Origin of the sequence: Aestuariimicrobium sp. T2.26MG-19.2B (assembly GCF_950101875.1) — a bacterium.
GTDB lineage: Bacteria > Actinomycetota > Actinomycetes > Propionibacteriales > Propionibacteriaceae > Aestuariimicrobium > Aestuariimicrobium kwangyangense.
In genome coordinates, this window is record NZ_CATNLW010000001.1 from 1,542,650 (window position 1) to 1,568,918 (window position 26,269).

25 protein-coding genes are annotated in these 26,269 nt (G+C 69.5%); 8 read left to right on the plus strand and 17 right to left on the minus strand.

Features of this window, described 5'->3' with window-relative positions:
• Nucleotides 1–37 precede the first annotated feature (37 nt).
• Entirely contained in the window at nucleotides 38–847 is an 810-nt protein-coding gene (locus QQZ11_RS06930; RefSeq protein WP_284549502.1) for an SDR family NAD(P)-dependent oxidoreductase, read from the minus strand.
• A 32-nt stretch (nucleotides 848–879) separates the two neighbouring features.
• On the opposite strand from QQZ11_RS06930, the gene QQZ11_RS06935 reads away from it, so the two are divergent.
• On the plus strand, nucleotides 880–2,379 hold the full coding sequence (locus QQZ11_RS06935) for a mycothione reductase (RefSeq protein WP_284549504.1): 1,500 nt from the start codon (nucleotides 880–882) through the stop codon (nucleotides 2,377–2,379).
• Nucleotides 2,379–3,728: a glycoside hydrolase family 3 N-terminal domain-containing protein gene (locus QQZ11_RS06940; RefSeq protein WP_284549505.1), complete on the plus strand. Its 1,350-nt coding sequence runs from the start codon at nucleotides 2,379–2,381 to the stop codon at nucleotides 3,726–3,728. The genes QQZ11_RS06935 and QQZ11_RS06940 overlap by 1 nt, the downstream gene beginning before the upstream one ends.
• A gap of 35 nt (nucleotides 3,729–3,763) precedes the next feature.
• On the opposite strand, the gene QQZ11_RS06945 is transcribed toward QQZ11_RS06940, so the two are convergent.
• From QQZ11_RS06945 to mshD, 8 genes are all read right to left on the minus strand, one after another.
• A complete protein-coding gene (locus QQZ11_RS06945) occupies nucleotides 3,764–4,300 on the minus strand; it encodes an AMIN-like domain-containing (lipo)protein (RefSeq protein WP_022911128.1) in 537 nt (178 codons plus the stop codon).
• A gap of 105 nt (nucleotides 4,301–4,405) precedes the next feature.
• Complete coding sequence (gene pstB, locus QQZ11_RS06950) at nucleotides 4,406–5,182, minus strand: phosphate ABC transporter ATP-binding protein PstB (protein WP_022911127.1); 777 nt, start codon at nucleotides 5,180–5,182, stop codon at nucleotides 4,406–4,408.
• A gap of 10 nt (nucleotides 5,183–5,192) precedes the next feature.
• Nucleotides 5,193–6,446, minus strand: coding sequence for a phosphate ABC transporter permease PstA (gene pstA / locus QQZ11_RS06955; RefSeq protein WP_342395065.1), 1,254 nt, complete (start codon nucleotides 6,444–6,446; stop codon nucleotides 5,193–5,195).
• 1 nt (nucleotide 6,447) lies between these two features.
• Nucleotides 6,448–7,365, minus strand: a complete 918-nt coding sequence (gene pstC / locus QQZ11_RS06960; RefSeq protein WP_040438723.1) for a phosphate ABC transporter permease subunit PstC — start codon at nucleotides 7,363–7,365, stop codon at nucleotides 6,448–6,450.
• A gap of 264 nt (nucleotides 7,366–7,629) precedes the next feature.
• Nucleotides 7,630–8,817, minus strand: coding sequence for a phosphate ABC transporter substrate-binding protein PstS (gene pstS / locus QQZ11_RS06965; protein ID WP_284549508.1), 1,188 nt, complete (start codon nucleotides 8,815–8,817; stop codon nucleotides 7,630–7,632).
• Between the two features lie 195 nt (nucleotides 8,818–9,012).
• Nucleotides 9,013–9,903 (minus strand): NUDIX hydrolase, encoded by an 891-nt coding sequence (locus QQZ11_RS06970; RefSeq protein WP_022911123.1) that lies wholly within the window; start codon nucleotides 9,901–9,903, stop codon nucleotides 9,013–9,015.
• A 7-nt stretch (nucleotides 9,904–9,910) separates the two neighbouring features.
• Nucleotides 9,911–12,040: an RNA degradosome polyphosphate kinase gene (locus QQZ11_RS06975; protein ID WP_284550192.1), complete on the minus strand. Its 2,130-nt coding sequence runs from the start codon at nucleotides 12,038–12,040 to the stop codon at nucleotides 9,911–9,913.
• Between the two features lie 44 nt (nucleotides 12,041–12,084).
• Nucleotides 12,085–13,023 carry a mycothiol synthase gene (gene mshD / locus QQZ11_RS06980; RefSeq protein WP_022911121.1) on the minus strand — a complete coding sequence of 313 codons (939 nt, stop codon included), beginning with the start codon at nucleotides 13,021–13,023 and terminating at the stop codon, nucleotides 12,085–12,087.
• Between the two features lie 109 nt (nucleotides 13,024–13,132).
• Between mshD and QQZ11_RS06985 the strand changes: the two genes are divergently transcribed.
• On the plus strand, nucleotides 13,133–13,837 hold the full coding sequence (locus tag QQZ11_RS06985) for a hypothetical protein (protein WP_284549509.1): 705 nt from the start codon (nucleotides 13,133–13,135) through the stop codon (nucleotides 13,835–13,837).
• On the opposite strand, the gene QQZ11_RS06990 is transcribed toward QQZ11_RS06985, so the two are convergent.
• A complete protein-coding gene (locus tag QQZ11_RS06990; RefSeq protein WP_026378198.1) occupies nucleotides 13,821–14,468 on the minus strand; it encodes a response regulator transcription factor in 648 nt (215 codons plus the stop codon). The genes QQZ11_RS06985 and QQZ11_RS06990 overlap by 17 nt on opposite strands.
• 124 nt (nucleotides 14,469–14,592) lie before the next feature.
• On the opposite strand from QQZ11_RS06990, the gene QQZ11_RS06995 reads away from it, so the two are divergent.
• Complete coding sequence (locus QQZ11_RS06995) at nucleotides 14,593–15,681, plus strand: NADase-type glycan-binding domain-containing protein (RefSeq protein ID WP_284549510.1); 1,089 nt, start codon at nucleotides 14,593–14,595, stop codon at nucleotides 15,679–15,681.
• Between the two features lie 33 nt (nucleotides 15,682–15,714).
• Here the strand turns inward: QQZ11_RS06995 and dtd are convergent, their stop codons facing one another.
• Nucleotides 15,715–16,179 carry a D-aminoacyl-tRNA deacylase gene (gene dtd, locus QQZ11_RS07000; RefSeq protein ID WP_284549511.1) on the minus strand — a complete coding sequence of 155 codons (465 nt, stop codon included), beginning with the start codon at nucleotides 16,177–16,179 and terminating at the stop codon, nucleotides 15,715–15,717.
• Between the two features lie 27 nt (nucleotides 16,180–16,206).
• Between dtd and QQZ11_RS07005 the strand changes: the two genes are divergently transcribed.
• A complete protein-coding gene (locus QQZ11_RS07005; protein WP_284549512.1) occupies nucleotides 16,207–16,800 on the plus strand; it encodes a GNAT family N-acetyltransferase in 594 nt (197 codons plus the stop codon).
• On the opposite strand, the gene ygfZ is transcribed toward QQZ11_RS07005, so the two are convergent.
• Genes ygfZ through QQZ11_RS07020 form a run of 3 tightly spaced genes read right to left on the minus strand, consistent with a single transcriptional unit; the run spans nucleotide 16,733 to nucleotide 18,425 of the window.
• Nucleotides 16,733–17,728 (minus strand): CAF17-like 4Fe-4S cluster assembly/insertion protein YgfZ, encoded by a 996-nt coding sequence (ygfZ, locus tag QQZ11_RS07010; RefSeq protein WP_284549514.1) that lies wholly within the window; start codon nucleotides 17,726–17,728, stop codon nucleotides 16,733–16,735. The two genes, QQZ11_RS07005 and ygfZ, sit on opposite strands and share 68 nt — an antisense overlap.
• A 4-nt stretch (nucleotides 17,729–17,732) precedes the next feature.
• Nucleotides 17,733–18,245: an FABP family protein gene (locus QQZ11_RS07015; RefSeq protein ID WP_284549515.1), complete on the minus strand. Its 513-nt coding sequence runs from the start codon at nucleotides 18,243–18,245 to the stop codon at nucleotides 17,733–17,735.
• Nucleotides 18,246–18,248: 3 nt separating this feature from the next.
• Entirely contained in the window at nucleotides 18,249–18,425 is a 177-nt protein-coding gene (locus QQZ11_RS07020) for a hypothetical protein (RefSeq protein WP_022911113.1), read from the minus strand.
• A gap of 93 nt (nucleotides 18,426–18,518) precedes the next feature.
• On the opposite strand from QQZ11_RS07020, the gene QQZ11_RS07025 reads away from it, so the two are divergent.
• Genes QQZ11_RS07025 through QQZ11_RS07035 form a run of 3 tightly spaced genes read left to right on the plus strand, consistent with a single transcriptional unit; the run spans nucleotide 18,519 to nucleotide 22,137 of the window.
• A complete protein-coding gene (locus QQZ11_RS07025) occupies nucleotides 18,519–20,225 on the plus strand; it encodes a DUF4091 domain-containing protein (RefSeq protein WP_284549516.1) in 1,707 nt (568 codons plus the stop codon).
• Nucleotides 20,226–20,259: 34 nt separating this feature from the next.
• Nucleotides 20,260–21,273 carry an asparaginase gene (locus QQZ11_RS07030; RefSeq protein ID WP_284549517.1) on the plus strand — a complete coding sequence of 338 codons (1,014 nt, stop codon included), beginning with the start codon at nucleotides 20,260–20,262 and terminating at the stop codon, nucleotides 21,271–21,273.
• A 36-nt stretch (nucleotides 21,274–21,309) separates the two neighbouring features.
• Nucleotides 21,310–22,137: an NAD-dependent protein deacetylase gene (locus tag QQZ11_RS07035; RefSeq protein ID WP_284549519.1), complete on the plus strand. Its 828-nt coding sequence runs from the start codon at nucleotides 21,310–21,312 to the stop codon at nucleotides 22,135–22,137.
• Nucleotides 22,138–22,164: 27 nt separating this feature from the next.
• On the opposite strand, the gene typA is transcribed toward QQZ11_RS07035, so the two are convergent.
• The 3 genes from typA to QQZ11_RS07050 form a co-directional block, all read right to left on the minus strand.
• Entirely contained in the window at nucleotides 22,165–24,033 is a 1,869-nt protein-coding gene (gene typA / locus QQZ11_RS07040; protein ID WP_022911109.1) for a translational GTPase TypA, read from the minus strand.
• A 354-nt stretch (nucleotides 24,034–24,387) separates the two neighbouring features.
• Nucleotides 24,388–25,308 carry a type IV toxin-antitoxin system AbiEi family antitoxin domain-containing protein gene (locus tag QQZ11_RS07045; RefSeq protein ID WP_284549520.1) on the minus strand — a complete coding sequence of 307 codons (921 nt, stop codon included), beginning with the start codon at nucleotides 25,306–25,308 and terminating at the stop codon, nucleotides 24,388–24,390.
• 300 nt (nucleotides 25,309–25,608) lie between these two features.
• Complete coding sequence (locus tag QQZ11_RS07050; protein WP_284549521.1) at nucleotides 25,609–26,181, minus strand: CG0192-related protein; 573 nt, start codon at nucleotides 26,179–26,181, stop codon at nucleotides 25,609–25,611.
• Between the last annotated feature and the right edge of the window lie 88 nt (nucleotides 26,182–26,269).

Genomic DNA, 26,269 nt, shown 5'->3' on the forward strand with positions numbered 1-26,269 from the left:
CTTGGTGCGCTGAGGGCCCTGCCGGCGCGGACCGGCGTCAGCGCTGCTGCATCACCCGGTGGGAGATGGCCAGCCCCAGCCTCGTCGGGGCCAACCGGCCCGCCACGGCCTGGGCCAGGTTGAGCGGGCCGTCCACCACGGTGGGCAGGCCACGCCCGAGTCCACGGAAACAGGTGTCGACCACCTGCTCGGGAGTACGGCGCCACCCCAGCGCCTTCGAGTCACCGGCCACCTCGAAGAACCCGGTCTCGGTCGGGCCGGGGCACAGGGTCACCACCCTGACCCCGGTGCCCTTGAGCTCATGCCACAGTGCCTCCGAGAAGGAGCGCACATAGGCCTTGGTGGCGGCGTAGACGGCCATCCCCGGCAGGGGCTGGAAGCTGGCGGTCGACGAGACGTTGATGATGGTGCCGCGATGCTGCTGCAGCATGCCCGGCAGGTAGCGCTGGGTGAGGTCGGTGAGCGCCTCACAGTTCACGCGCACCTTCTCGAGGTGGCGTGCCGGGTCACCGGCGGCGAAATCACCGATGGTGCCGAAGCCGGCGTTGTTCACCAGCGTCTGCACCCGCAGCCCGCGCCGCGAGATCTCGGCGACGAGTTCGTCGCGTTCCTCCTTGACGCCGAGGTCGCACGTCAGCACCAACGCCTCGACACCCTTCGCCCGCGCCCGCTGGGCCGTCCGCTCGAGTGCGTCGGCGCGTCGGCCGGTCACGACCACGTTGACGCCCTTGGTGGCCAAGTGGTCGACGAAGGCCTCACCGAGTCCGCCGGAGGCGCCCGTGACCAACGCCCAACTGCCGGGTTCTGGTGCGCCGGGTTCTCGGCTGCCGGTTCCTGGGGTGTTCATGGGCCGATTCTAGGGCGTGCAAGACTGGCGCCATGACTCCTGTTCCGGCGCAGCAGCAGCCCGCCCCGTACGACCTGTGCGTGATCGGTTCGGGGTCGGGCAACTCCCTGCTCGACGAGCGTTTCTCGGGCTTGCGGGTGGCCTTGGTCGACGAGGGTGTGAACGCCGAACTCGGGGCCCCGGTGTTCGGTGGCACCTGCCTCAACGTCGGCTGCATCCCCACCAAGATGTTCGTGCTGCCCGCCGACCTGGCCGCCAGCCCGCACGAGGCGCACCGGCTGGGGGTCGACCTCGACCTGCGGGGAGTGCGGTTCGACGAGGTGCGCGATCGCATCTTCGGTCGCATCGACGCCATCTCGACCGGAGGGCTGCAGTGGCGCGAGCAGCAGTCCTGGGTGGACGTGTACCGCCAGCACGCCACCTTCGTCGACGCGCACACGCTGCGGCTGGCCGACGGTACCCAGGTGCGGGCCGAGCAGTTCGTGCTCGCCGCCGGTTCGCGTCCCCACCAACTCGAGGTGCCGGGCTTCGACGAGGCCGTGCAGGCGGGACTGGTGCACACCTCGAACACGGTGATGCGCATCCCGGCCCTGCCTCGACGGATCGTGATCCTCGGCGCAGGCTTCGTCGCCGCCGAGTTCGCCCACGTCTTCGCCTCCTTCGGGGCGGAGGTCACCCTCGTCCACCGCGGTGACCGGTTGCTGAAGAAGGCAGACGAGACCATCTCGCATCGGTTCACCGCCGCCCTCGGTGAGCGGGTCACCCTGCAGCTCAACCAACAGGTGGTGCGTCTGGAGCGGGTGGCCGCCTCCGCCACGCAAGCCGGGACCGTCGTCGTCGTGACCACCACCGCCGATGGCACCGAACTGCGCCACGAGGCCGACCTGGTGCTCAACTCGACGGGCCGGGTCTCGAACTCCGACCGCCTCGAGGTCGGCCGCGCGGGTGTCGACGTCGACGCCGCCGGATACGTGGTCGTCGACGAGTACCAGCGAACCTCCGTCGACCACATCTGGGCACTGGGTGACATCTGTTCGCGCTGGCAGCTCAAGCACGTGGCCAACCACGAGATGCGGGTGGTGCAGCACAATCTCTCCCACCCGAGGGACGAGTGGGTGCGCGCCGACCACCGCTTCGTGCCCTGCGCGGTCTTCTCCGACCCGCAGATCGGCCAGGTGGGCCTGACCCAGGCGCAACTCGAGGCTGCCGGCATCGACCACATCGTCAAGGTGCAGGAGTACGGCGACGTCGCCTTCGGGTGGGCACTGGAGGACCGCACCCATTGTGTGAAACTGCTGGCCGACCCACACACCGGCCAACTGTTGGGCGCGCACGTGATGGGTCCCCAAGCCGCCTCGCTGGTGCAGTTGTGCGTGCAGGCCATGAGCCTGGGCACCGACATCGAGACGATGGCGCGAGGCCAGTACTGGATCCATCCCGCGCTGACCGAGGTGATCGAGAACGCCCTGCTCGGGCTGGTCGAACAACTGCCCAGCCGGAGCCCTCGGACCAACCAGGCACAGGAGGGGTGATGACCCGACGGCTGCGACTCGCTCCCTCGCTACTGCTGGCAGGCTCACTCACCCTCGGCCTGGCGGCCTGCAGCGGGGTGCCCACCACGGCGCCCTCGACCGGGGTCACCACCACCGGGGGCAGCCGACCTCCCTCCGTGCCGACGCCCGCCACCTCGCAGTCGTCCACCACTGCGGTGGGGCACCAGACCTCGACCCCGGCGTCGAGCCCACCGGGAAGCGCGTCCGCCAGCAGGACGAGTCCCCCTTCGACGGCGCACTCCAGCGGTGCCTCCACGCCACCGGCCAGCACCGCGCCCGGGCAACGACCGACCCCGCCGTCGGCCTGCCGGCAGGTGGTCGACCAGATGACGGCCAGGCAGCAGGCGGGGCAACTGTTGATGATGGGGGTGAACGGGGCTCCGGTCAGCGATGACCAGCTGGCCGTGATGGAGCGCTACCAGGTGGGTTCGGCCGTGCTGCTCGGCAGCTGGGACGGCGCCTCCCAGGTGCGCGCCTCGACCAGTCGGCTGACGGGTCTCAACATGGCGGTGCCCGTGGTGGTCGCGGCTGACCAGGAGGGCGGAAGCATCCAGCGACTGCAAGGCCCCGGCCTGCCACCGATCCCCAGTGCCCGCGCCCAGGGCACCCTGACGCCCGCGCAGCTGACCTCCAACTGGACGAAGTGGGGAGGACAGATGACGGCGGTGGGGGTGCGCTACGACCTGGCACCGGTTGCCGACGTGGTGCCGGCCGACAAGCTGACCACCAACGAACCGATCGGACGACTGGGTCGCAACTACGCCACCACCAGCAGCCAGGCGGCGCCCTTGGTCGCCGGAGTGGTCACCGGTCTCGACCGAGCGGGGGTGGCCAGCAGCCTGAAGCACTTCCCGGGGTTGGGCCAGGTCACCTCCAACACCGACTTCGCCGCAGCCACCGACACCACCATCGCCCGCGACGATGCCGGGCTGGCCGTCTTCCGCGCGGGCATCCGGGCAGGGGCCAGTTCGGTGATGATCTCGAGCGCGTTCTACACCCGCATCGACCCCGACAACCAGGCCGTCTTCTCCTCGACCGTCATCACCGGCATGCTGCGGGGCGACCTGGGTTTCCGGGGTGTGGTGATCTCGGACGACCTGGGGGCCGCGGCATCCGTCCAGGGTGTGCCCAGCGGGCAGCGGGCCGTCCGCTTCGTCGAGGCCGGCGGAGACCTGGTGGTCAACGCCAACCCCCAGACCATCGGCACGATGTCGAACGCGCTGGTTGGCCGGGCACAGTCCTCGTACCGGTTCCGGCAGCGCCTGGCCCAGAGCGCCACCCGGGTGGTCGAGCTGAAACAGTCGCTCGGCCTGGTCAGGTGTGGCTGAGCAAGGCTCGTCCGGAACCGGTCGAAGAGGTCAGGTCACCAGTGGTGGGCGACGTCGACCACCACACGGGTCTTGTTGGTGGTGGCGTCGTACAGGGTGAACACTCGGAACGGCAGCCGAGCCCGCACACCCAGACCGAAGGAGGACTGGCCCTCGAAGGAGCCGGCCCAGACCACCTGTCGGAAGGTCGTGTAGCCGCTGACGTTGGGCATGGCGGGACGGGTCCAGGAGGCCGCGCGGACCATGACCTGGAGTTTGGCCCCACCGGCGACGGCGACGGGCATGCCCGAGGCGTCCATGGTGATCTGCGAGACGTAGCGCACGTCGTAGCCGGTGACCCGGCCCTTGATGTCGACGACGAGACGGTCGTAGCAGGGGTGTTCACCGGCACGCAGGCCGGTGACGGTGCTGGTGGTCATCCTCGACGACGACTTGGCCAGGGACCCCCAGTAGATGCCGCAGTACGGGGTTGCGGCGGAGGCACTCGTGGTCGCGAGGGCGACGGGTGCGGCCGTCACAGCGACGCCCAGGGCAAGGGCTGCCGCGCTGCGGCGGAGGGTGGTGCGGAACATGGTTCCTCCTCGGTGTGTTGGTGACCCGTCAACGCCGCGACCCCGGGGGGCGTTGACCCAGCGTCGACGGGCCGCCAAAACTTCAGGAATCCACCAGCTCCCGGCTCAGCCGAAGCGGCCCGTGATGTAGTCCTCCGTGGCCTGCTTGGTCGGGTTCGAGAAGATCTTCTCGGTGTCGTCCAGCTCCACCAGCTCGCCGGGTTGGCCCTGCGCGGCCAGGTTGAAGAAGGCGGTGCGGTCACTCACCCGCGAGGCCTGCTGCATGTTGTGGGTCACGATCACCACGGTGTACTCGTCCTTGAGTTCGTGGATCAGGTCCTCGATGGCCAGGGTCGAGATCGGGTCGAGGGCCGAGCAGGGTTCGTCCATCAGCAGCACGTCGGGCGAGACGGCGATGGCGCGGGCGATGCAGAGACGCTGCTGCTGACCCCCCGACAGGCCGATCCCGGGCTTGTCGAGCCGGTCCTTGACCTCCTTCCACAGGTTTGCCCCGCGCAGCGACTTCTCGGCCGCCTCGTCGAGCACCTTCTTCGACTTCACACCGTTCAGCTTGAGGCCAGCGACCACGTTCTCGTAGATCGACATCGACGGGAAGGGGTTGGGCCGCTGGAAGACCATGCCCACCTGCCGGCGGACGGCGACGGGGTCGACGTCCTTGCCGTAGAGGTTGATGCCGTCGAGCAGCACCTCGCCCTCGCAGTAGGCGCCGGGAATCACCTCGTGCATGCGGTTGAGGGTGCGCAGCACGGTGGACTTGCCACACCCGGACGGCCCGATGAAGGCGGTCACCGACCTGGGTTCGACCGTCAGGTTGACCGACTGCACGGCGTGGTGGCTGCCGTAGTAGATGTTGAGGTCCTTGACCTCGATGCGCTTGGCCATTGTGTCTTCCTCAGCGGGTCTTCTTGGTGCGGGCACCGATGAACTTGGCGATCAGGTTGAGTCCCATCACCAGCAGGATCAGGGTGAGGGCTGCTCCCCAGCCGCGTTCGGCGCCCGGGTAGTTGGCGGCGGTGTTGGCCGCGCCGGTGATCATGGTCGGCAGCGAGCCCATGTTGGACCCGAACGGGTTGCCGACGAGCCGGGGGCCGTAGTTGAGCAGGATCAGCAGGGGTGCCGTCTCACCCATCACCCGGGCCATGCCCAGGACGACGCCCGTGGCGATACCGGTGAACGAGGTGGGCACCACCACCTGCAGGATGGTGCGCCACTTGGCCACCCCCAGGGCGTAGGAGGCCTCGCGCAACGAGTCGGGCACCAGTTTGAGCATCTCCTCGGTCGAGCGCAGCACCGTCGGCAGCATCAGCAGGACCAGGGCCATCGACGAGGCGAAGGTGGACCGCCCCATGCCGAACACCGTGATCAGCAGGGCGTAGATGAACAGCGCGGCCACGATCGAGGGCACCCCGGTGAGGATGTCGACCATGAAGCTGACCAGCCGGGCGAGCCGCTTGCCACGGCCGTACTCCACCAGGTAGATGGCCCCCAGGATGCCGAGGGGGACGGCGACGATCGAGGTGATCAGGCCGATCTCGAGCGTGCCGACGATGGCGTGCAGCGCACCGCCGTTGGGGCTCGTCTGGTCGGTGCGGGACTGGTCGGTCGTCCACCACTGCAGGCTGAAGGTGCGCACCTTGCCCTGCTTGTCGCCACCGGGGATACCCACCACCTGGGCCGTCTGCTCCGACTGTGTCTGGCCCTTGATGCGGATGGTCGACGTGCGCTGGTTGGGGTCGGAGGTCGAGGCGGGGACGGCGTTGTAGTCCACGAACTGGCCGACGGCCGGGTAGGCACCGCCAACGCTCCAGATGTGTTTGGCCTGGGCCTGGTCGGTTCCGGCGGTCTGGTTGCACTGGGACTCGGGCACCCGCCGGTAGTTCTGGTGGGCGCCGTCGGGTGCCTTGGCCTCGACCACGCAGATGCGCGTGTAGTCGGGTTCGGCCGTCACCAGCAGGGCGGCTCCCTTGGTGAACACCGTCGCCAGGATCCACAGCAGGGGGATGATCGCGACCACCGCGGCGAACCAGATCAGTGCGCGCATCAGGTTGTCGACGAACTGGCGCGAACCCTTGGGTCGTCCCAGGTCGGTCGAACTGGGGGAGTAACTGGTCCCACTGGTGGGTGACTGGTTCGTGGTCTGGGACATCTCAGCCCTTCTTTCCGCCGGCGGCCACTGCGCGGGCGACGCCGTTGACTGCGAAGGTCAGCACGAACAGCACCAGACCGGCCGCGATGTAGGCGCCGGCCTTGGTCGGGCTGTCGAACTCCGGGGCCCCGCGGGCGATCAGCGAGGCGAAGGTCTGGCCGCCCGAGAACAGCGACCAGCTGAAACCGGGCACGGTCGACAGGATCAGCATGACGGCGATGGTCTCACCCAGGGCACGTCCGAGACCCAGCATGGCGGCGGCGATCGATCCCGACCGCCCGTAGGGGATGACGGCGATCCGGATCATCTCCCATTTGGTGGCGCCGAGAGCCCAGGCGGCCTCGATGTGGTCGCGGGGGGTCTGGTCGAAGACGTCGCGCGAGATGGCGGTGATGATGGGCAGGATCATGATCGCCAGCACCAGCGATGCCGCGAAGACCGTGCCCGCCGAAGTGACACCCCGCTCGAACAGGGGGATGAAACCGAGGGTGTCCGACAGCCAGTCGCCGAAGGGCTTCAGCCACGGCGCGAACACGCGGGCTCCCCACAGGCCGTAGACGATCGAGGGGACCGCGGCCAGCAGGTCGACCAGGAAGCCGACCACCCGGCCCACCCGGGACGGCGCGTAGTGGGTGATCAGCAGCGCCACGCCCATGGCGACGGGGACGGCGATCACCATGGCCACGATCGAGCTGAGCACGGTCGTCCACAGCAGTGCTGCGATGCCGAAGGCGAGGTTCTGGTCGGAGATGTCCCAGCGGGTCGAGGTCAGGAAGTTGACCTGGTTGCGGCTCAGCGGCCCTACCGCGGACGCCACCAGGAAGATGGCGATGGCGGCGATCATGGCCACGATCACCACTCCCGTGGTCACCGTCAGGCCGGAGAAGAACCGGTCGGGACCCTTGGTGGGAGGGGCCAGTTCGACGTGGGGGATGGTGATCCGACCACGGGTCTCGGGGGTGAGGTGCTTGCCGACCGGGGACTCGTCCGCAGCGCCCGCCAGGTGGGCGAGCGTGTCGTGGTCCTCCGGTTCGAGCGTGGCCGCCCTGGGCGGCTCAGCTGGCTGGTTCATGGTTCTCCCTGACGAAGGAGGGCCCCCCGCTCATGAGCGGGGGGCCCTCCCGTGGTTGTCTCAGTGTGGATCAGTCTTGCGCATCCACGAGGTGACCCTGGGGGGTCATCGTCACTTGAGCGCCTGGATGGCGGTCGAGACCTTGGTGGCCACGGCCTCGGGGAGCGGGGCGTAGCCGGCGCTCTGCAGGGTGGTGACGGCCTCCGGGGTGGTCATGTAGGTCAGGAAGTCCTTCATGAGCGCGCCCTGGGCCTGGTCGAGACCGGCCGAGCAGACGATCTCGTAGGTCACCATGACCATCGGGTAGACCCCGGCGGGGGTGCCGTCGTACTTGAGCTTCAGGGCCAGGTCGTTGCCGGTGCCGACGATCTTCGCCGACTCCATGGCCTTTCCGGCGTTCTCGGCGGTCAGTTCGACCGCTCCCGAGCCGTTGTCGACCGAGCTGACACCCAGCTGGGCATCCTGCGCGTACTTCCACTCGACGTAGCCGAAGCCACCCTTGGTGGACTTGATGGCATCGGCCACACCCTGGGTGCCCTGCTTGCCCTCGCCGACCTTGGCCGGGAAGGTCTTGCTGGTCTCGGCGGTGAAGTTCTTGGGGGCGGCGGCCTTGAGGTACTTGGTGACGTTCTCGGAGGTGCCCGACTCGTCAGCGCGGAAGAAGGGGGCGATCTTCTCGGCAGGCAGGGTGACGCCGGGGTTGGCGGCGGCCAGGGCCTTGTCGTTCCAGGTGGTGATCTTGCCCGCGTAGATGTCGGCGACGATGGCCGGGGTCACGGTGAGCTTGTCGACACCGTCGAGGTTGTAGGCGAAGGCGACCGGGCCGACGATCATCGGCAGGTTCCAGCCCTCGTTGCCACCGCAGCGGGCCTTGACCTTCTCGGTCTCGACGACGCCGTCCTTGGGTTCGGTCTTCAGTGCGGAGTCGGAACCGGCCCACTGCAGCTGCTTGTTGTAGAAGTCCTTGATGCCCTGGCCCGAACCCGACTTGGTGTAGATCACCTCGGAGCCGTTGGCGGAGCACAGCGAGTTGTACTCCTTGGTCAGCGCCTGCATGGCGATGTCCTGGGCGGACGAGCCGCCACCGTTGATCTTGCCGGCCGGGCAGGTGAGCTCGGTGCCACCGGCCGACTGGCTCGCCGATGCCGAGGTCTCGGTGCTGGAGGCCGTGCTGGCGGCCGAGGAGGCCGCCGACGAGGCGGAGTCGGTGCTGGTGGTCGTGGTGCCACCGCAGGCAGCCAGGCTCAGGGTGCCGATGGCGGCGATGGCGGCCACCTTGGCGAAGCGGGTGAGGATCACAGTCCATTCCTTCGTTAGCGATCGTGGTCCGCGCCGGCGGGAGGTTTCCTGCGGCAGCGTCGAGCGACACGCTAGGGAGCACGGATGACGGGAATCCGCTCAACGCGTGAACAAAACGTGAACGGGGCCGGTACATCTGCGGAGCGCACCGTTGGATCTCGCGCTGACCAGTGGCGATGCCCGTGAGCACGTGGTTCAGAAGCGGGACTTGTGCTGCTCCACGGCGAGGATCTCGCCGCCCTCGGTGACGTGCAGCACCTCGACCTCCCCGGTGAGCATCGGCTCGGTGGGGGCGAAGATGGCCTCGCGCATCTCGGGCAGCACCGGTCGGTGTCCGCAGACCGCGACGGCCCGCCCGGGCACCGACCGCGCATCGGCAAGCAGGGCGCGCATCGTGGTGCGCACGGGCAGGGGGTCGGTCTCGAAGGCCTCCTCCGACAGTTCCGGGGCGAGTTCGAGGTCGATCCCGGCGCCGCGGGTGAAGGGCTCCAAGGTCTGCACACAACGGGTCGACGTCGAACTGACGGCGCGTTCCACCCCGTAGGCCCGCAGCAGGGGCGCCAACCGCTTGGCCTGCCGTCGTCCGCGTCCGGACAAGGGGCGTTTCCAGTCCTTGCCGCCCGACCAGTGTTTGCGGTCCATCGCCTTGCCGTGCCGGACGATCGCCAGCACCGAGGTCGGCACCATCGTCACCGCCCGCTCCAGCACCCTCACCTCGTCGGGGTAGCTGAGCTTGCGACGCGCCCGCGCGAGGCTCATCCACTCCACCCGGTCGACCTCGGCGTCGGGTGGTCGTGGCACCTCGCTGAGCAGGCGCCCCGCCCACCAGGTGACCCGCTTGCGCCCCTTCGAGGTCTCGTAGAACTCATGCCCCAGCGGGGCGCCGATGGCGACCAGACAGCCGGTCTCCTCGAGCACCTCGCGCACGGCCGTCACCGGCAGGTCCTCGTCGGGTGAGGGCTTCCCCTTGGGGAGGCTCCAGTCGTCGTAGGCCGGTCGGTGCACGACGAGCACTTCTGGTTGCCCGTCGTCCCCCTCGCGGATGACGCAGGCCCCGGCCGCCTGCAGCTTGGTCTTCTTGGTCACCCAGGCCTCACTTGGCCGACGCGCGACGCTTGGCCGTCTCGGCCACCAGCAGCGCCTGCATGTCGACCAACGGTTCACCCCGGTCATCGCGGGAGCGCTCGACCCAGGTGGTGTCGTGCAACTGCCAACTGACGGTGTCATCGGCGAAGGCGAGGTCGAAGAGTCGTTCGATCTGGGCGATGTGCGCCTGGTGGGTGATGCTGACCACCACCTCGACCCGCCGGTCGAGGTTGCGGTGCATCAGGTCGGACGACCCGAGCCCCACGGTCGGTCGTCCCCCGTTGGCGAACCAGAACAGTCGCGAGTGCTCCAGGAAGCGACCCAGGATGCTGCGCACGCGGATGTTCTCGCTGAGCCCCACCACGCCCGGACGGATGGTGCAGATGCCACGGACCCACAGGTCGACCGGCACCCCGGCGTTCGAGGCCCGGTACAGGGCGTCGGTGATGGCCTCGTCGACCAGGGAGTTGACCTTGATCCGGATCCCGGCCGGCAGACCGGCCTCCTGGTTGTCGATCTCGTTCTGGATGCGTTCGAGCAACCCTTGGCGCACGCCGTGCGGGGCCACCAGCAGGCGGCGGTAGTCGGTGTTGTGGGTGACCCCCGAGAGGTGGTTGAACAGCCGGGCGACGTCCTCGGTGACCACCGGGTTCGAGGTGAGCAGCCCCATGTCCTCGTACTGGCGGGCCGTCTTGGGGTTGTAGTTGCCGGTGCCGATGTGGGCGTAGCGGCGCAGGCTCTCCTGCTCGTCGCGCACCACCAGCGACAACTTGCAGTGGGTCTTCAACCCGACCATGCCGTAGACGACGTGCACACCGTACTTCTCGAGCTTGCGTGCCCACGCGATGTTGTTCTGCTCGTCGAACCGGGCCTTGATCTCGACCACGGCGAGCACCTGCTTGCCGGCCAGCGCTGCCTCGATCAGGGCGTCGACGATGGGGGAGTCGCCCGAGGTGCGGTAGAGGGTCTGCTTGATCGCCAGCACCTGTGGGTCGGCGGCCGCCTGCTCGATGAACCGCTGCACCGAGGTGGCGAACGAGTCGTAGGGGTGCTGCAGCAGCACGTCGCGCTTCCGCAGCGCGGCGAACATGTCAGCGGGCTGCGCTGTCTCGACCTCAGCCAGGTGGGGATGGGTGATGGGCAGGAAGTTCGGATAGCTGAGGTCTTCCCGGTCGATGCCGCCCAACGAGAACAGTCCCGTCAGGTCGAGCGGGGCCGGCATGCGGAAGACCTCCTTCTCGCTGATGTCGAGCTCGGTGATCAGCCGGTCGAGCATCCGCTCGGAGATGTCGTCCTGCACCTCGAGGCGCACCGGCGGACGACCCACCTTGCGGCGCAACAACTCCTTCTCGAGGGCGAACAGCAGGTTCTCGGCATCGTCCTCCTCGACCTCGAGGTCTTCGTTGCGGGTCACCCGGAAGGTCGTGTACTCCACCACTCGCATGCCGATGAACAACTGGTCGAGGTGGCGGCTGATCACCTCCTCCAGCGGCAGGAAGCGGCCACCACCGAGGTTGATGAACCGACTGAGGATCGAGGGCACCTTGATGCGCGCGAACTGGTGCGCCCCTGTCAGGGGGTGCTGCAGTTGCACGGCCAGGTTGATCGACAGCCCCGAGATGTAGGGGAACGGGTGTGAGGGGTCGACGGCCAGGGGGGTGAGCACCGGGAAGATGCGCTCGGCGAACAGACCGCGCATCCGGTCCTTCTCGGCGGCCTCCAGCTCTGGCCAGGTCAGCACCTCGATGCCGTTCTCGGCGAGTTCGGGGCGCACCACCTCGTGGAAGGTGCGCGACTGGTCGGCCACCAGTTCCTGGGCTCGGTTGAGGATGGCATCGTGCAGGTCGCGCGGCATCTGGCCGGTGACCGAGGGCACGGCCACGCCTGCGGCGATGCGGCGCTTGAGTCCCGCCACCCTGACCATGAAGAACTCGTCGAGGTTGGACGAGAAGATGGCCAGGAACTTGGCCCGCTCCAGAAGCGGCACCCGGCCCTGGTCCTTGGCCAGGTCGAGCACCCGGTTGTTGAAGGCCAGCCACGACAGTTCGCGGTCGGAGTAGCGGTCGGCAGGCAGCGCACCCTCGGGTACGGCCTCGAGTGCGCGCCTGGCCGCGACCCCGCTCGGGCTGGACGCCATCTGACTCGACTGGGCCACTTCATCCACCTCTCGCCCGCGCTTGTTCACGCGTAGCTGCTGTCGCGGTTGTGCACCTCAAAGCTAGCGGAGTCGTACAGCTGCACCACCCGGGTCTGGTCGGCCTCGACGTAGAGGTGCACGTGCTCCGCCCCACGCGACTGCAGGTGGGCCAGGCCGGCCGCCAGCAGGTGGCGACCCAGACCCCGGGAGTGGACGTCGGGGTGGACCCCGAGCACGTACACCTCGCCCACCGGGGCTCGTCCGGGAACCTCTTCGAGCTTGGTCCAGTGGAACCCGAGGAACTCCTCGGTGCGGGTGTCCCGGGCGAACAGCAGCCCCTCGGGGTCGAACCACGGCTCGGCGACCCGGGCGGCGACGTCGTCAACGGTCATCGCGCCCTGTTCCGGATGGTGGGCGAAGGCGGCGGCGTTGATGCGCACCAGGTCGGCGGTGAGATCGGGGGTGAACGGGACCAGCTCGACACCGGGCAGCGGTTCGGGCGGGGCCTGGGGGTGTGCGATCAAGTCGCGCACCATGATCAACAGCTGGCGCTCCAGGTGGAGACCGAGGTGGGCGGCCAGGGCCGCGGCGGCCGGCAGGGTGCCGAACGACCACCAGTGGTGGGGGTGGGCGTCGCGGACGACCGCCTCGGCCAGCGCCGTGCCGATCCCCCGCCCACGGTGGTCGGGGTGGACGACGAGTTGTACCGAGGAGTCGGCCGGGTCGAGCCAGGCCCAGCCCAGCACCGCGTGACCCCCGTCGTCCGGCCCGCCCCCGCCCCCGCCCGTGCTGTCACTGGCCAGCCAGTGCACCCCCGCGCGCTTGCCGTGCAGGGCCATCCGTCCGAGTTCGTTGACCGGCGCCACACCGTCGACCAGCACCGCACGTTCGACGATCTCGTGCACCGCCCGGGACCAGGGGCGCAGGGCCTCGCCGTCGGTGTGGGGCAGGCGACGGACCTGCGCGGGAGGGGCTTCGCTCATGGGGTTCCTCGACAGCTTCACGGGTGGTCGTGACTCCATCACACCATGCACGTCGCCGGACGGCGACGAGAGTGCTTCGAGTGTCGGATCGCGCCGTTAGTGTGTGCTCATGCGCACCCCCGGCCCTCGTCGCTGGCCCCTCCGCCGCTGGCGTGCGGGCGGCTGGTCGCGGTTGCGCGGCAGGGCAACGGCCACCCACGAGACGGTGGACGCGCCGCCCGTGCGTAACGACGACGAGGACACCCTGGTGCTGCGGACCCTGGCACCGGACGGCAGCCCCGAGGTGACCACGCAGGAAGCCAGCCCCGACCACGGTTCCCAACCACGCCACCTGCCACCACCACCCAACCCCGAGCTGGCCGCCATGGCCAGGCAACGGGTGCGGATCACCCGCATCGGGGTGGGAGCGGCGCTGCTGGGTGCGGTCGCCATGGTGGCGGCCTCGGTGGTCCGGGTGGACGGGCAGGCCGACCGGCTGTGGTCGACGGCGGCCAACGTCGGCGCCGTCATGGTGTTGTTGGTCTGCCTGCTGCAGTGGCGGCTGTGGGTGCTGGCCTGGTTGGAGTGGAGGGGGGTGCGCTCCGCGCGCCTGTCGCCCTGGTTGGGGCTGTCGAAGCTCGGCGGCTGGATGTCGGTGGTGACCGCACTGGTCGAGGCGTTCGCCGGCTGGCGGGCCACCCTGACCCCGGCAGCGGGCGGGTTGGCGACCATGCTCACCTGGTTGGCCCTGGTGCTCAGCGCCTGCGGGGTGGTGCTGGCCGGACTGCGCGGCTTCAAGCCCTCGGAGGGCGAACCCGTCAGCGAACGGGGCTGAACCGGTAACCCACGTTGCGCACCGTGGTGACGTGCCCCTCGTACTCCGGGCCGAGCTTGGCCCGCAGCCGGCGCACGTGCACGTCGACGGTGCGGGTACCCCCGTAGTAGTCGTAGCCCCACACCTCGCTGAGCAGGTGCTCACGGGTCAGCACCCGGCCCGGGTGCACCGCCAAGTACTTGAGCAGTTCGAACTCGGTGTAGGTGAGGTCCAGGGAATGGCCACCCACCGTGACGGTGTAGCCCTCCTCGTCGATCTGGATGGGTCCCGCCTCGATCAGCGACGAGGTGCGCCGCGACTGCGTCAGCAACCGGATGCGTGCCTCGAACTCCGCCGCCTCGGCCGTCTCGAGCACGAAGTCGTCGGCACCCCAGTTGGGTTGCACCACCGACAGTGTCTGGGTGCTGGCCAGCAGCAGGATCGGCATCGACGAGCGGGTGCGCACCGCCACGCAGGCATCCCTGGCGCGGGAGAGCTCGGAGCGAGCATCGATCACCACGACGTCGGCATCGATCATGCTGAGCTGGTCGGCCGCATCGGTGACCAACTCGACCGCGTGCGGCAGCAGGGTGAGCGCGGGCGGCAGACCGTCGGCCGACGACTGGGTCGTGACCACGACGAGATCCGCCATGGGCACTCCCTTCTCTGCGCCGTCCCGCCCGGGTCTGCCGGAACGGGTGGTCTCATGGTGCCACGTCCACGCGCTCGTCATCACTCGGGGCGACGGTCACGGACGCCGGGCTACAGTGACGACGATGCCTGACGAGATGCCAGACGACTGGTTCCGCCCGCGGACCAGCCCCGATCGCACGCCCTCCGACGACGCGCCCCCGCGCGGCGCCGGAGGTGGCGCGGGTCGTCCTGACACCCCCCAACAGCACCCGGAGCCCGGGTTGGGGGGTCAGCCAGCAGACGGCCCGCACGACGGTGCTGCCACCGCTGAGTTCGACTTCACCCAGGAGCGCTACACCACCCAGTTCAAACCCGGCTACGCCCCGCGCTCGCAACCATCGGGGCGGGCTGAGGTCGTCCCGCCCGCTCCCGAGCCGACCGCTCCTGCGATCCCACCCACCCCGGCGCCCACCTGGTCGTCCGGTGCGACGGCGTCCCAGCACGACACCGGGGCCCAGACCCGCGTCGGCGGAGCGCACCCACCGCGCACCTCGTTCATCGGACGCCACCCGGGATGGGTCACCCTGCTCGCAGTGGTGCTGGCGTTGGCCGTGGGGTTGTCCGCCGGGCAGTTGATCCGGGGGGACGAGCAGCGTGACCCGGCCTCGCCCGGGGTCAGTGGTTCGTCGGGTGGTTCGCGCCCGGGCACTCCGAGCACCTCCGCTTCGCCGGTGGTCGCCCCGTGGGCGGGACCGACGGCCCCGCTCAAGGCGGACACCGTGAGCGCGTCCTGCACCGCCCCCGATGCGACCGATGCCGACGGTCGGCGGGTGACCTACCCGGCAGCAGCGGTGCTGGACGACAACCCTGACACGGCCTGGCGGTGCAACGGCGACGGTCTGGGCCAGTCACTGACCTTCACCTTCCCGAACGGGTCAGTGCTGGTCGGGGTCGGGCTGCAGAACGGCTACGTCAAGACCGCGGGCAAGGACCAGTTGTACGACCAGTACCGCAAGGTCACCAGGGTGAGGTGGACGATGGCCGACGGCTCCTGGTTCGTGCAGAGCCTCTCGGACAACAACCCGTCGGTGCAGCAGGTGCTCATTCCGCCCACCACCCTGACCGGTCGGGTCACCCTGACGATCGAGGCCTCGACCCGCCCCGGACGGGTGGGGGAGGCGACCCGCGACGCCGTTCTGTTGTCGTCGGTCTCGTTCCAGACCAAGGGCTGACGCGGGCGGGCGCAGCGCTCCGCCGGCTCTGCATCAGCCCCAGGAGTCGCTGTCCAGGATGATGGTGACCGGACCGTCGTTGACGAGTTCGACCTGCATCTGGGCACCGAACCGGCCCGTCTCGACCCGCGCGCCGAGATCGGTCAGGGCCTGCACGTAGGCCTCGACGAGGGGCTCGGAGACGGGGCCCGGTGCCGCGGCACTCCACGAGGGGCGACGGCCCTTGCGCACGTCGGCGTACAGGGTGAACTGGCTGATCACCAGGATCGGCGCGTCCAGGTCGGAGGCACTGCACTCCGCGTGGGCGGTGTCGCCGCCCGGCGGCGCCTCCAGGATGCGCAGGCCCCACGTCTTGGCGGCCATCCTCACCGCCGTCTCGCGGGTGTCGGCATGGGTGATGCCGACCAGGGCCACCAGACCGGGGGACGACAGTCGTCCGACCACCTCGCCGTCGACGGTGACCTGGGCCCGGGTGGCTCGCTGCAGCACGACACGCATGGGGCTCAGGCTGCCACACTGGCTCGCATGGACACTGGACTGGAGCGCACGGTGGTGCTGCAGGTGCCGATCACGTTCCGCGACCTGCAACGCGACGACGTCGACCCGCAGCGGCTCGGGTGGTCGGGTGGTGAGGTGCACCTGGCGGCCATCGGTGAGGCCCTCGACCTGGCCTGGGCCGGAGAGGTGGACGTGCTGGTGGGGGAGTTGCCGACCGGTCAGCTCGTGGCTTGCGGGGCCGTCGACCATCGCAAACTGCCCAGTGAGTTGTGGATGCTCTCGGTGGACGCCCGCTGGCAGTCCCTGGGTTTGGGCACCGCCCTGATCGGGGCCCTCGAGCACCGCATCGTGGAGCGAGGCCGAGACCACGCCGGTCTCGGCGTGGAGTGGGACAACCCACGGGCCCGGGCGTTGTACTCACGTCTCGGCTACGTCGACTCGGGCCTGGTGCTCGACGGCTGGCCCCAGGACGACGGCACCCGCTACGTGACCTGGTGCACTCAGATGACCAAGAGTGTGGGTGCGACCCAGGATGTCGGTGGGACGGGGTCCCTCAGCCCAGACGAGGACGAACGTGCAGACCCACCTCGGGGTCGACCAGGGGCTCCTGGGCAGCGGTGATGTCGCTACCGGGCTGGTCGTCGGTGCCCACGCCCGTGACCACGACGGTCGCCTCGACCGGCAGGTTCCGCTTCACCAGGGCGAGGGCGATCGGGCCCAGTTCGTGGTGCCGGGAGGACGAACCCACGAACCCCACCTCACGGCCGTCCGCCCTCACGGGTGACCCCGCCTCGGGGAGCGCGTCGACCGATCCGTCGAGCATCAGCTGCACCAGCCGGCGTGGCGGTCGTCCGAGGGTGTGGACCCGGGCCACCGTCTCCTGCCCTCGGTAGCACCCCTTGTCGAGGTGCGTGCCGAGCAGCCCGATCTCATTGGGGATGGTGCGGTGGTCGGTGTCGACGCCGATGCGGGGCTGTCCGGCGGCGATGCGGATCGCCTCCGCGGCCCACACGCCCACGGGCACGCCTTCGGGCAAGGGGGCCTCGCGGGGCCAGAACAGTTCACGGCCGCCCAGCGGGGAGCGGCGGATTGCCAGCGGCTTCGCGTCCCCTGGGGTGTCGACCCCATCGCCCACCCAGACCAGGCCGACCTCGTCGGAACGGTCGGCGACCTCGACGCGGGTCATGAACCGCATCCGGTCGAGCCACGAGACCAGGTCGGCCACCCGGCCGGGCTCGGTCCAGGCCCAGACCGTCCCACCGTCGTCCACCCCGTGCAGCACGTGCTCGATGTGCCCGGTGGGTGACAGCACCAGCGCGGTGAACGGCTCGCCCGCACCCAGGCCTTCGAGGTGCTGGGTGGTCAGCGAGTGCAGCCAGGTCAGCCGGTCAGGCCCGGTGACCGTCAGGACACCCCGCCCGACCCCGGGGCTCGGCGACCAGTCGACGACACCGGTGCCCGCTTCGAGGGCGCGCTGTTCGGCGACGGGGCTGCCGTGGTGCCAGACGAGACCGGCATCGGGGCCGGCGAGGACGTGAACGATGGTCATCAGCTCAGGCCCGCTGCAGTCGAGCCCACAGGTACGGCTGCAGGGGTTGCTCGGCGGTGGCCCGGTCGAAGGTCCACAGCAGGTCGCCCTCGACCTGGCCGTAGAGCCGCTGGCCACCGGTGTAGGCGACGGCAGCCCCCTGGGTGCGCATCACGGCATCGGTGACCAGTTCGATCTTGGCCCCCTCGATGCTGCCCGCCCACACCTCGGCCCAGCCCTCGGGGTTGCTCATCACGACCTCGACCGAACCGTCCAGGGCCGGACGCCAGTAGCCGGACTCGCTCCACAGGGGTTGCTCCGGTGCCCCGGCGGCGTCGGTGGTGTAGAGCTGCGAGTGGTAGTGCAGGAAGTCGCCACCGTTCTCGACGATGTCGATCTGTTGGCCGTACTCGAACTGCTCGCCGGGCTTGCCGTCGAGGCCCGGGTGCACCCCGTGGCCGTTGCCCCGCCAGGTACCGATCATCCAGGCGACGCCCATCAGGTTGTTGGACAGGTTCTGGGGGATCTCGAAGGCCATGGGTCAGTTCTCCTCGACGGTTCGGGCGGACGTGTCCGGTTGACTCCTGCGGGCGGGCAGTTCCTCGAAGCTGACCCGTCCGCTGCGCAACATCAACAGCACCACGCCAGCGATCGCGGCCAGGCCGATCAGGCCGACCGCGACGATCAGGATGACCACCAGCACACCCGCAAGGTTCACCCCGTGAGTCTACTCGGCTGAGCGCGGTCACCGAGGGCGCGCGAATCCACGGTCGGGCTGGGACCGATGCCCGGGCGCTGGAAGAGTGGAGCCATGAGCGAGCACTTCACCGCCGTCCTGGTCGACGACCTCGAGAAGGTCTTCCCCAAGCGCGATCCCCGTCCCTTCGACACCTCGGTGCCCTTGACGGGTCATGCCGGCGAACGGATCAGCTTCCAGGTGGCCGTGCGCTATCCGGACCTCGACCGGCTGCCCGCCGACGAGTTCGACCTGACGGTCAGCTGCGCCGGAACGTCGGTGACGTTGCACCGGGTGGCGCTCGTGCCCGCCGACATGCCGATCTTCCCCGTGCACGACGACAACTACATCGATGACGTGCCGGGCCTCTACCCCGACCTGCTGGTGCCGCTGGCCTCGGGTGAGGGGCAGGCGACGTCGGCCCTGGACCTGCGCAGCCCCGGCTGGAACTCGTTCTGGGTGGACCTCGGCCTGTCCGGTGTCAGCGCCGGTCCTGTCGCCGTCCGACTGGTGCGCCGACCGCGCGCCTGGGGTGACGAGCAGGCCGGCGAGGGGAGTCTCCTGCTCGAGGCCGACCTGCCGTTGGAGGTCACCCCCGTCGAGGCCCCGTCCACCCCGATCCGGCACATCGCCTGGCTGCACAGTGACTCACTGGCTGCCTACTACGAGACTCCCGTGCACTCCGAACTGCACTGGAAGGCGATCGGGTCCCACATCGCATCGGCAGCCGACATGGGCGTGACGGCCGTGCTCACCCCGGTGTGGACTCCCAGCCTCGACACGGCCGTGGGCACCTATCGGCCGAACGTGCAGTTGCTGGGCGTCTGGCACGATGAGGACGGCTACCAGTTCAACACCGACCTGCTCGACCGCTTCCTGGGGCTGCTGCGCGAGCACGGCATCCGTCAGGTCGAGATCGCCCACCTGTTCACCCAGTGGGGTGCCCGCCGCACCCCCCAGGTGTGGGTCGACACGGCCGAGGGACCCCAGATGCGTTTCGGCTGGCACGTCGCCGCCACCGATCCGGCGTGGCGGGAGTTCCTCGCCGAGGCCATCCCCTTCCTGCGCGACCACCTCGAACCGGAGTGGGGTGTCGAGAACGTGCTCTGGCACATCTCGGACGAGCCCAGCGAGCAGCACCTCGAGGCCTACGCGGCCGCCCGTGCGGTGGTGGCCGACCTGCTCGAGGGCGCGGTGATCATCGACGCGCTCTCGTCCCCCGACTTCGCCGACGTGGTCGACCACCCCATCGTGGCCACCGACCACGTGCACGACTTCCTCGAGCGGGGGCTGACCGTGCGCAATGTCTACTACTGCGTCGGACAGGCGCGGGCCGTCTCGAACCGATTCATCGCCCAGCATGCGATCGGCCACCGCCACCTGGCGGCGCAGATGTTCGTCCAGGGCGCCGACACCTTCCTGCACTGGGGCTACAACTTCTACTGGGCCCAGTACGCAGTGCGTCCCATCGATCCGTTCCGGGAGACCTCCGCCGGCGGACGGTTCCCCTCCGGGGACCCCTTCGTCGTCTACCCCGGGCCCGAGGGGGAGTGCTGGCCGAGCCTGCGACACCGCGTGCTGGGCACCATGACCCATGACGCCCGCGTGATGGCCTGGGCCGAGCAGTTGGTCGGACGAGAGGCTGTCCTGGCGATCATGGACCCCGAGGGTTCCTTCGCCGGGGAGCGCGGCTACGAGGCGGCCTGGCCCGACCCCGTGGACTACCGCCGCCGTCGACTCGAACTCGACCGGCGGGTGCGCGCCGCCCTGGGTGGGCGCTGAGCCGGGCCGTCCGACGGCTGCCAGAATGACGGACATGACACTCAGCCGCATCGACAACCCTGCCCTCGACGACGCCCTCGACACCGACCCGGTGCTGACCGAGGTGGTGCGGGGCGACCTGGTGGAGTGCGTGCATCGGGGGCGGGTGGTGGTCACCCGTCCGGGCGGCGAGGTGTCGTTCTCGCTGGGCTCCGTCGACGCCTCGATGTTCCCGCGGTCGTCGATCAAGCCGGTGCAGGCGATCGCCATGCTGCGGGCCGGTCTCGACCTGGACGGGGCCGCGCTGGCCCTCGCCGCGGCATCTCACTCGGGTGAGGCGTTCCATCGCGACCTGGTGGTCGAGGTGCTGGCAGGCGCGGGTCTCGACGTCACCGACCTGCAGACCACGCCCGACTTCCCCCTCGACGAGGATGCTCGCGTGGCCTGGATCCGGGAGGGTCACGACAAGGAACCGTTGGCCATGAACTGCTCGGGCAAGCACGCCGCGATGCTGCGCACCTGCGTACGAGCGGGCTGGCCCACGAGCACCTACCGCGATCCCTCGCACCCCCTGCAGCAGGCGATCGCCGAGGCGGTCACCGAGTTCGCCGGGGAGGCGAGCCACGCCTCCATCGACGGCTGCGGGGCGCCGCTGTTCGGGATGAGCGTGACGGGTCTGGCGCGCGCCTTCGGCCGGATCGCGGGTGCCACCGACGGGCCCGAGCGGCAGGTGGCCGACGCCTACCGCCAGTTCCCGGAGTACGTCTCCGGCACCCACCGCGACGACCTGGCGTTGCATCGCGCCGTGCCGGGGCTGATCTGCAAGGGCGGCGCCGAGGGGTGCCTCGCCATCGGACTGCCCGACGGCACCGGAGTGGCCGTCAAGTCCGACGACGGCAACATGCGCGGCGTCTTCCAGCTCGCGGCGGTGGTGCTCACGGCACTCGGACACGGGTCCGAGGCCCTCACCGAGATCTCGCTGCTGCCGGTGCTGGGTCACGGTGAGCCGGTGGGGGTCACGCAGGTGCGCCGATCGGTCGTCGACCGGGTGGCGGCCGCCCTGGTGTGAGCGGGCCGGCTGTGTGCCGGTCGTATTCTGGTGCGCGTGCCGGTCACCCATCCGCCCACCGCCGAGGCCGTCGAGCGCCTCGCCGGGGTGCTGCGCGGCCGGAACTGGCTGGCACTGACGGGGGCCGGAATCTCCACCGACTCTGGCATCCCCGACTACCGGGGGCCCGACGCCCGTCCCACCAACCCGATCCAGTACCAGGCCTTCGTTCGCGACGAGTCGGCCCGACGTCGCTACTGGTTCCGGTCGATGATGGGTTACCGCAGCTTCAGCCACTCGGGACCCAACCCGGGGCACCGGGCGCTGGTGGCGTTGGGGGCTCCGGTGCTCACCCAGAACGTCGACGGACTGCACAGCCAGGCCGGCAGTGCCGAGGTGATCGACCTGCACGGGCTGATCAGTCGGGTGGTGTGCCTGGACTGCCGCCGGCTCAGCCACCGCGACGACCTGCAGCTCAGGCTGGAACAACTCAACCCGCGGGTCACCGGGCGCATCCCGGCGGGCGAGGCGGAGCTTCGTCCCGACGGGGACGCCGACCTGGCCGAACCCGACAGCTTCGTCGTCCCCGAGTGCGTCGACTGTGGCGGCGTGCTGAAGCCCGACGTGGTCTTCTTCGGTGAGTCCGTGCCACCCGAGCGGGTCGACGCCGCGTGGCAGCGCGTGCACGAGGCCGAGGCACTGCTGGTGGTCGGGTCGTCACTGACGGTGATGAGCGGGCTGAGGTTCGTGCGGTGGGCGGCCAAGGCCGGTCGCGACGTGGTGATCGTCAACCACGGACGAACCCGCGCCGACGACCTGGCGACCATGATCATCGACGCGGGCACCTCGCAGACGCTCATCCGACTGGCGGACCAGTTGGCGTGAGGCCTGCGGGGTCAGTGCCCGCGCGGATCAGGACTTCTTGATGCGGTTGCGGTTCTTGGCGCGGGCGTTGGCGTCGAGCTCGACCTTGCGGATGCGCACCGACTCGGGGGTGACCTCGACGCACTCGTCCTCGCGGCAGAACTCGAGGCACTGTTCAAGGCTCAGCTTGCGCGGCGGCACCAACTTCTCGAAGTTGTCGGATGTCGAGGAGCGCACGTTGGTCTGCTGCTTCTCCTTGGTGATGTTGACGTCCATGTCGTCCGCGCGGGAGTTCTCGCCGACGATCATGCCCTCGTAGACCTCGGTGGTGGGCTCGATGAAGAGGGTGCCGCGCTCCTGCAGGTTCGTCATGGCATAGGCCGAGGCCTTGCCGGCGCGGTCGCTCACCAGCGACCCGGACTCACGCGAACGAATCTCGCCGGCCCATGGCTCGTAGCCCTCGCTGACGTGGTGGGCGATGCCCGTGCCGCGGGTCTCGGTCATGAACTGGGTGCGGAACCCGATCAGCCCACGGGCAGGCACGATGAACTCCATGCGCACCCAGCCGGTGCCGTGGTTGGTCATCGACTCCATGCGTCCCTTGCGGACGGCGAGCAGCTCGGTGATGGTGCCCAGGAACTCCTCGGGGGCGTCGATGGTGAGGCGCTCGATGGGCTCGTGCACCTTGCCGTCGACCTCACGGGTGACCACCTGCGGCTTGCCGACGGTGAGCTCGTAGCCTTCGCGGCGCATCTGTTCGACCAGGATGGCCAGGGCGAGCTCTCCTCGTCCCTGCACCTCCCAGGCGTCGGGACGTTCGGTGTTGAGGATGCGCAGCGACACGTTGCCGACCAGCTCGGAGTCGAGGCGCTCCTTGACCAGACGGGCGGTCACCTTGTGGCCCTTGCCGCCCTTGCCGACCAGCGGTGAGGTGTTGGTGCCGATGGTCATCGAGATGGCCGGCTCGTCCACGTGGATGAGCGGCAGCGCGATCGGGTTCTCGGGGTCGGCGAGGGTCTCACCGATGGTGATCTCGGGAATGCCGGCGACGGCCACGATGTCACCGGGGCCGGCGGTCTCGCCCGGCTTGCGCTGCAGGCCCTCGGTCACCAGCAGTTCGGTGATGCGGACGTTGTGGGTGGAACCGTCGCGCTTCATCCAGGTGACGGTCTGCCCCTTGTTGAGGTGACCCTGGCGCACACGCAGCAGGGCCAGTCGTCCCAGGAAGGGGGACGCGTCAAGGTTGGTGACGTGCGCCTGCAGGGGGGCACCCTCGTCGTAGGTCGGCGCCGGGATGGTGTCGAGGATGGTGCGGAACAGCGGCTCGAGGTCGGGGGAGTCGGGCATCCCGCCGTCGGCCGGCTGCTCGAGCGAGGCGCGGCCGGCGCGGGCCGAGGCGAAGATCACCGGGAAGTCGAGGGCCTCCTGGCTGTGGTTCTCGTCGAGCAGGTCCATGAACAGCTCGTAGGTCTCGTCGACCACCTCGCTGATGCGGGCATCGGCGCGGTCGACCTTGTTCACCACGAGGACGACGGGCATGTCGGCGTTGAGCGCCTTGCGCAGCACGAAGCGGGTCTGCGGCAGCGGGCCCTCGGACGCGTCGACCAGCAGGACGATGCCGTCGACCATCGACAGGCCTCGCTCGACCTCGCCACCGAAGTCGGCGTGGCCAGGGGTGTCGATGATGTTGATGGTGATCGGCTGGCCGTCGATCACGTGGTGCACCGCGGTGTTCTTGGCGAGGATCGTGATCCCCTTCTCACGCTCCAGGTCCATCGAGTCCATCACGCGTGCGGTGACATCTGCACCTTCGCGGAAGGCGCCCGACTGCTGGAGCATGGCGTCGACCAAGGTGGTCTTGCCATGGTCGACGTGGGCGACGATCGCGACATTGCGCAGGTCTTGGCGTGAGGGCATGGGCGCTCCAAATCTGGGTGATGGCGCCTGGAAGCGCCGAGCCATCGTAACGCCCCGGTGTGGATGCCCCGAAAACGGCGCTGTGGGGAGGGTGGTCGGGGTGGGGGAGGGGTGCGCGTTCTGTTGCACCTGCTCGCCTTCCGCGCCAGGTGCCCGCGTTCCGTCGCAGCTGCCCCCATTACGCGCCAGGTGCCCCCTTTCCGCCCGGGGTGCCCGCATTCCGCCCCACCTGCCCCGGTCACGTCCCACCTGCCCGCGTTCCGTCCAGTTGCCCTACCCCTGACCAAGGGCAACTGCACCGCACGAGGGCAGGTGGAACCCAACGAGGGCAAAGCCGAGACGCTGGCCGCACAGTCAACCGGCGCGCAGCATCGTCCCCCGCCCTGCAGCGATCCTGAAGGCGGCGAGGATCCGCTCCCGCAGCAGGTGTGGACGGGCCAACTCCTCCTTGCCCCAGCGTGCGAACACCCAGCCCTGGGTCTCCATCGCCTCCTGCCGACGCTTCTCCCGGCGCACCACATCGGCCGGTGACTCACCGGGTCGAGCCAGCTCGCAGTACTTGCCCTCGCCGTCGTACTCGCCCAGCACGCCCTCGCTCTCCCAGGCGAAGTCGCTGGCGCCGACGATGCGTCCCTGCTGGTCGCGGATCTCGAACTGCTGCAGCGGCTCCGGCAGGGCGAGCGTGCGGATCGCGAACAGACTGCGGGTCTCGGCCGGGCTCTGGGAGTAGGCGGACGACAGTCCCTGCGCCTGCCGGGCACGCCCGATGCCCTTGCGCCGACACATGACCGCGATCACGTCGGCGACCTCGGCGTCGAAGGTCTCGAGACGTCCCTCGATCCGAGCCGTCCAGCGGGCGGCGTCCCACGTGACCAGCCCCTGCTCCAGACCGCGCAGTCGGGTGAGGTCGACGACCGTCCGCGCTCGACTGGTGACGAGTTGGGACCCGAGGGTCACCAGATGCCGCGGCGGGAGCGGACCACTCAGTTGAAGTTCACGAGGTCGGCCGCGTGAACGTCCGCTGCCGGCGAGCACCGTGTGCACCTGCTCGGGTGTGGAGATCACGGGCAGTCCGTGCGCGAGTGCGGCACTCTCCAAGGCCAGGGCGTGGGTCCGGGACGAGGCCAGGGCCAGGTGTCGGGTCGTCCGGTCGGTGGTGCCGCGCAGGTAGACACCCCGCGCGATGCGGACGAGGTGCCCGCTCTCGCAGAGACGGGCGATGTCGCGTCGGGAGTAGCCCGAGGAGGTCAGTTCGGCAGTGGTGATGGGATCCATGGGCACAGCCAAACTCGCCCGCGGCTCGAATCAGGAGCGGTGGACAAGTCTGTGGACAACTTGGGACGGGTTGACGAAGTTACCCACAGGTGGAGCAGACGCCAGAGTGTCGGCGCTCGCCCGTTGCCCCATCCCGGCCCCAGTTGCCCTCTTCCCCTCACCTGCCCTACCCCTGGACGAGGGCAACTGCGCCGGGCGGGGGCAGCTGGTGCGGTACGCGGGCAACTGGTGCCGCACGAGGGCAACTGGTGCCGCACGAGGGCAACTGGTGCCGTGCCCCGGCGGTGGGCACCCGCAGACTCAGCGCAGGACGGCCACCACGGCTTCGCGGCGTCCACCGTCAACGGCGAAGTCCACGGTCAGGGTGCCTCGTCCGCGGACGGCGGAGATCTCGTCGATGTTGCGCGCGATCCGCAGCACACCGGACGACTCGGCCGTCGGGTCGACCCATGAGCCCTGGGCGGTCGCCCGGTGTTCCAGCGGTTCGCCGTCGAGTTCGAGTTCGGCCTGGGTGTCGCCCTCGCTGATCAGGCGGGTCAACTCCACCTGGTAGACGGGGTCGCCCGGGGCGTCGTAGATGAAGCGCTCGCCGAGCACGGAGTGCTGCATGGTGCCCACCAGCCACCGGTCCGCGCCCTTGAGCGGAGCACCACGATAGGTGAACGGCACGTGGTAGATCGCACCGTGGGAGCGGACCAGGAAGGTCTCGATGCCCACCTCACCCTCGGGGTCGACGAACCGGAAGGTGTCGAGGATCTCGAGGTCGCCCGCATCCTCGCCCTCGAACCAGTCCTGACGGGGCAGCCAGTCAGCCAGTACCTCGGCCTTGCTGGGCGACAAGGTGGCGCGGTGCAGTTCGGCGGTCCCGGACATGGTGATCCTCCCGATGGGGCGTGCAGACAGGGTTGAGGGGGTGGTGTTCAGCACCGTCCGGGAACGCCGGACGAGGCTGCCGCCCAGC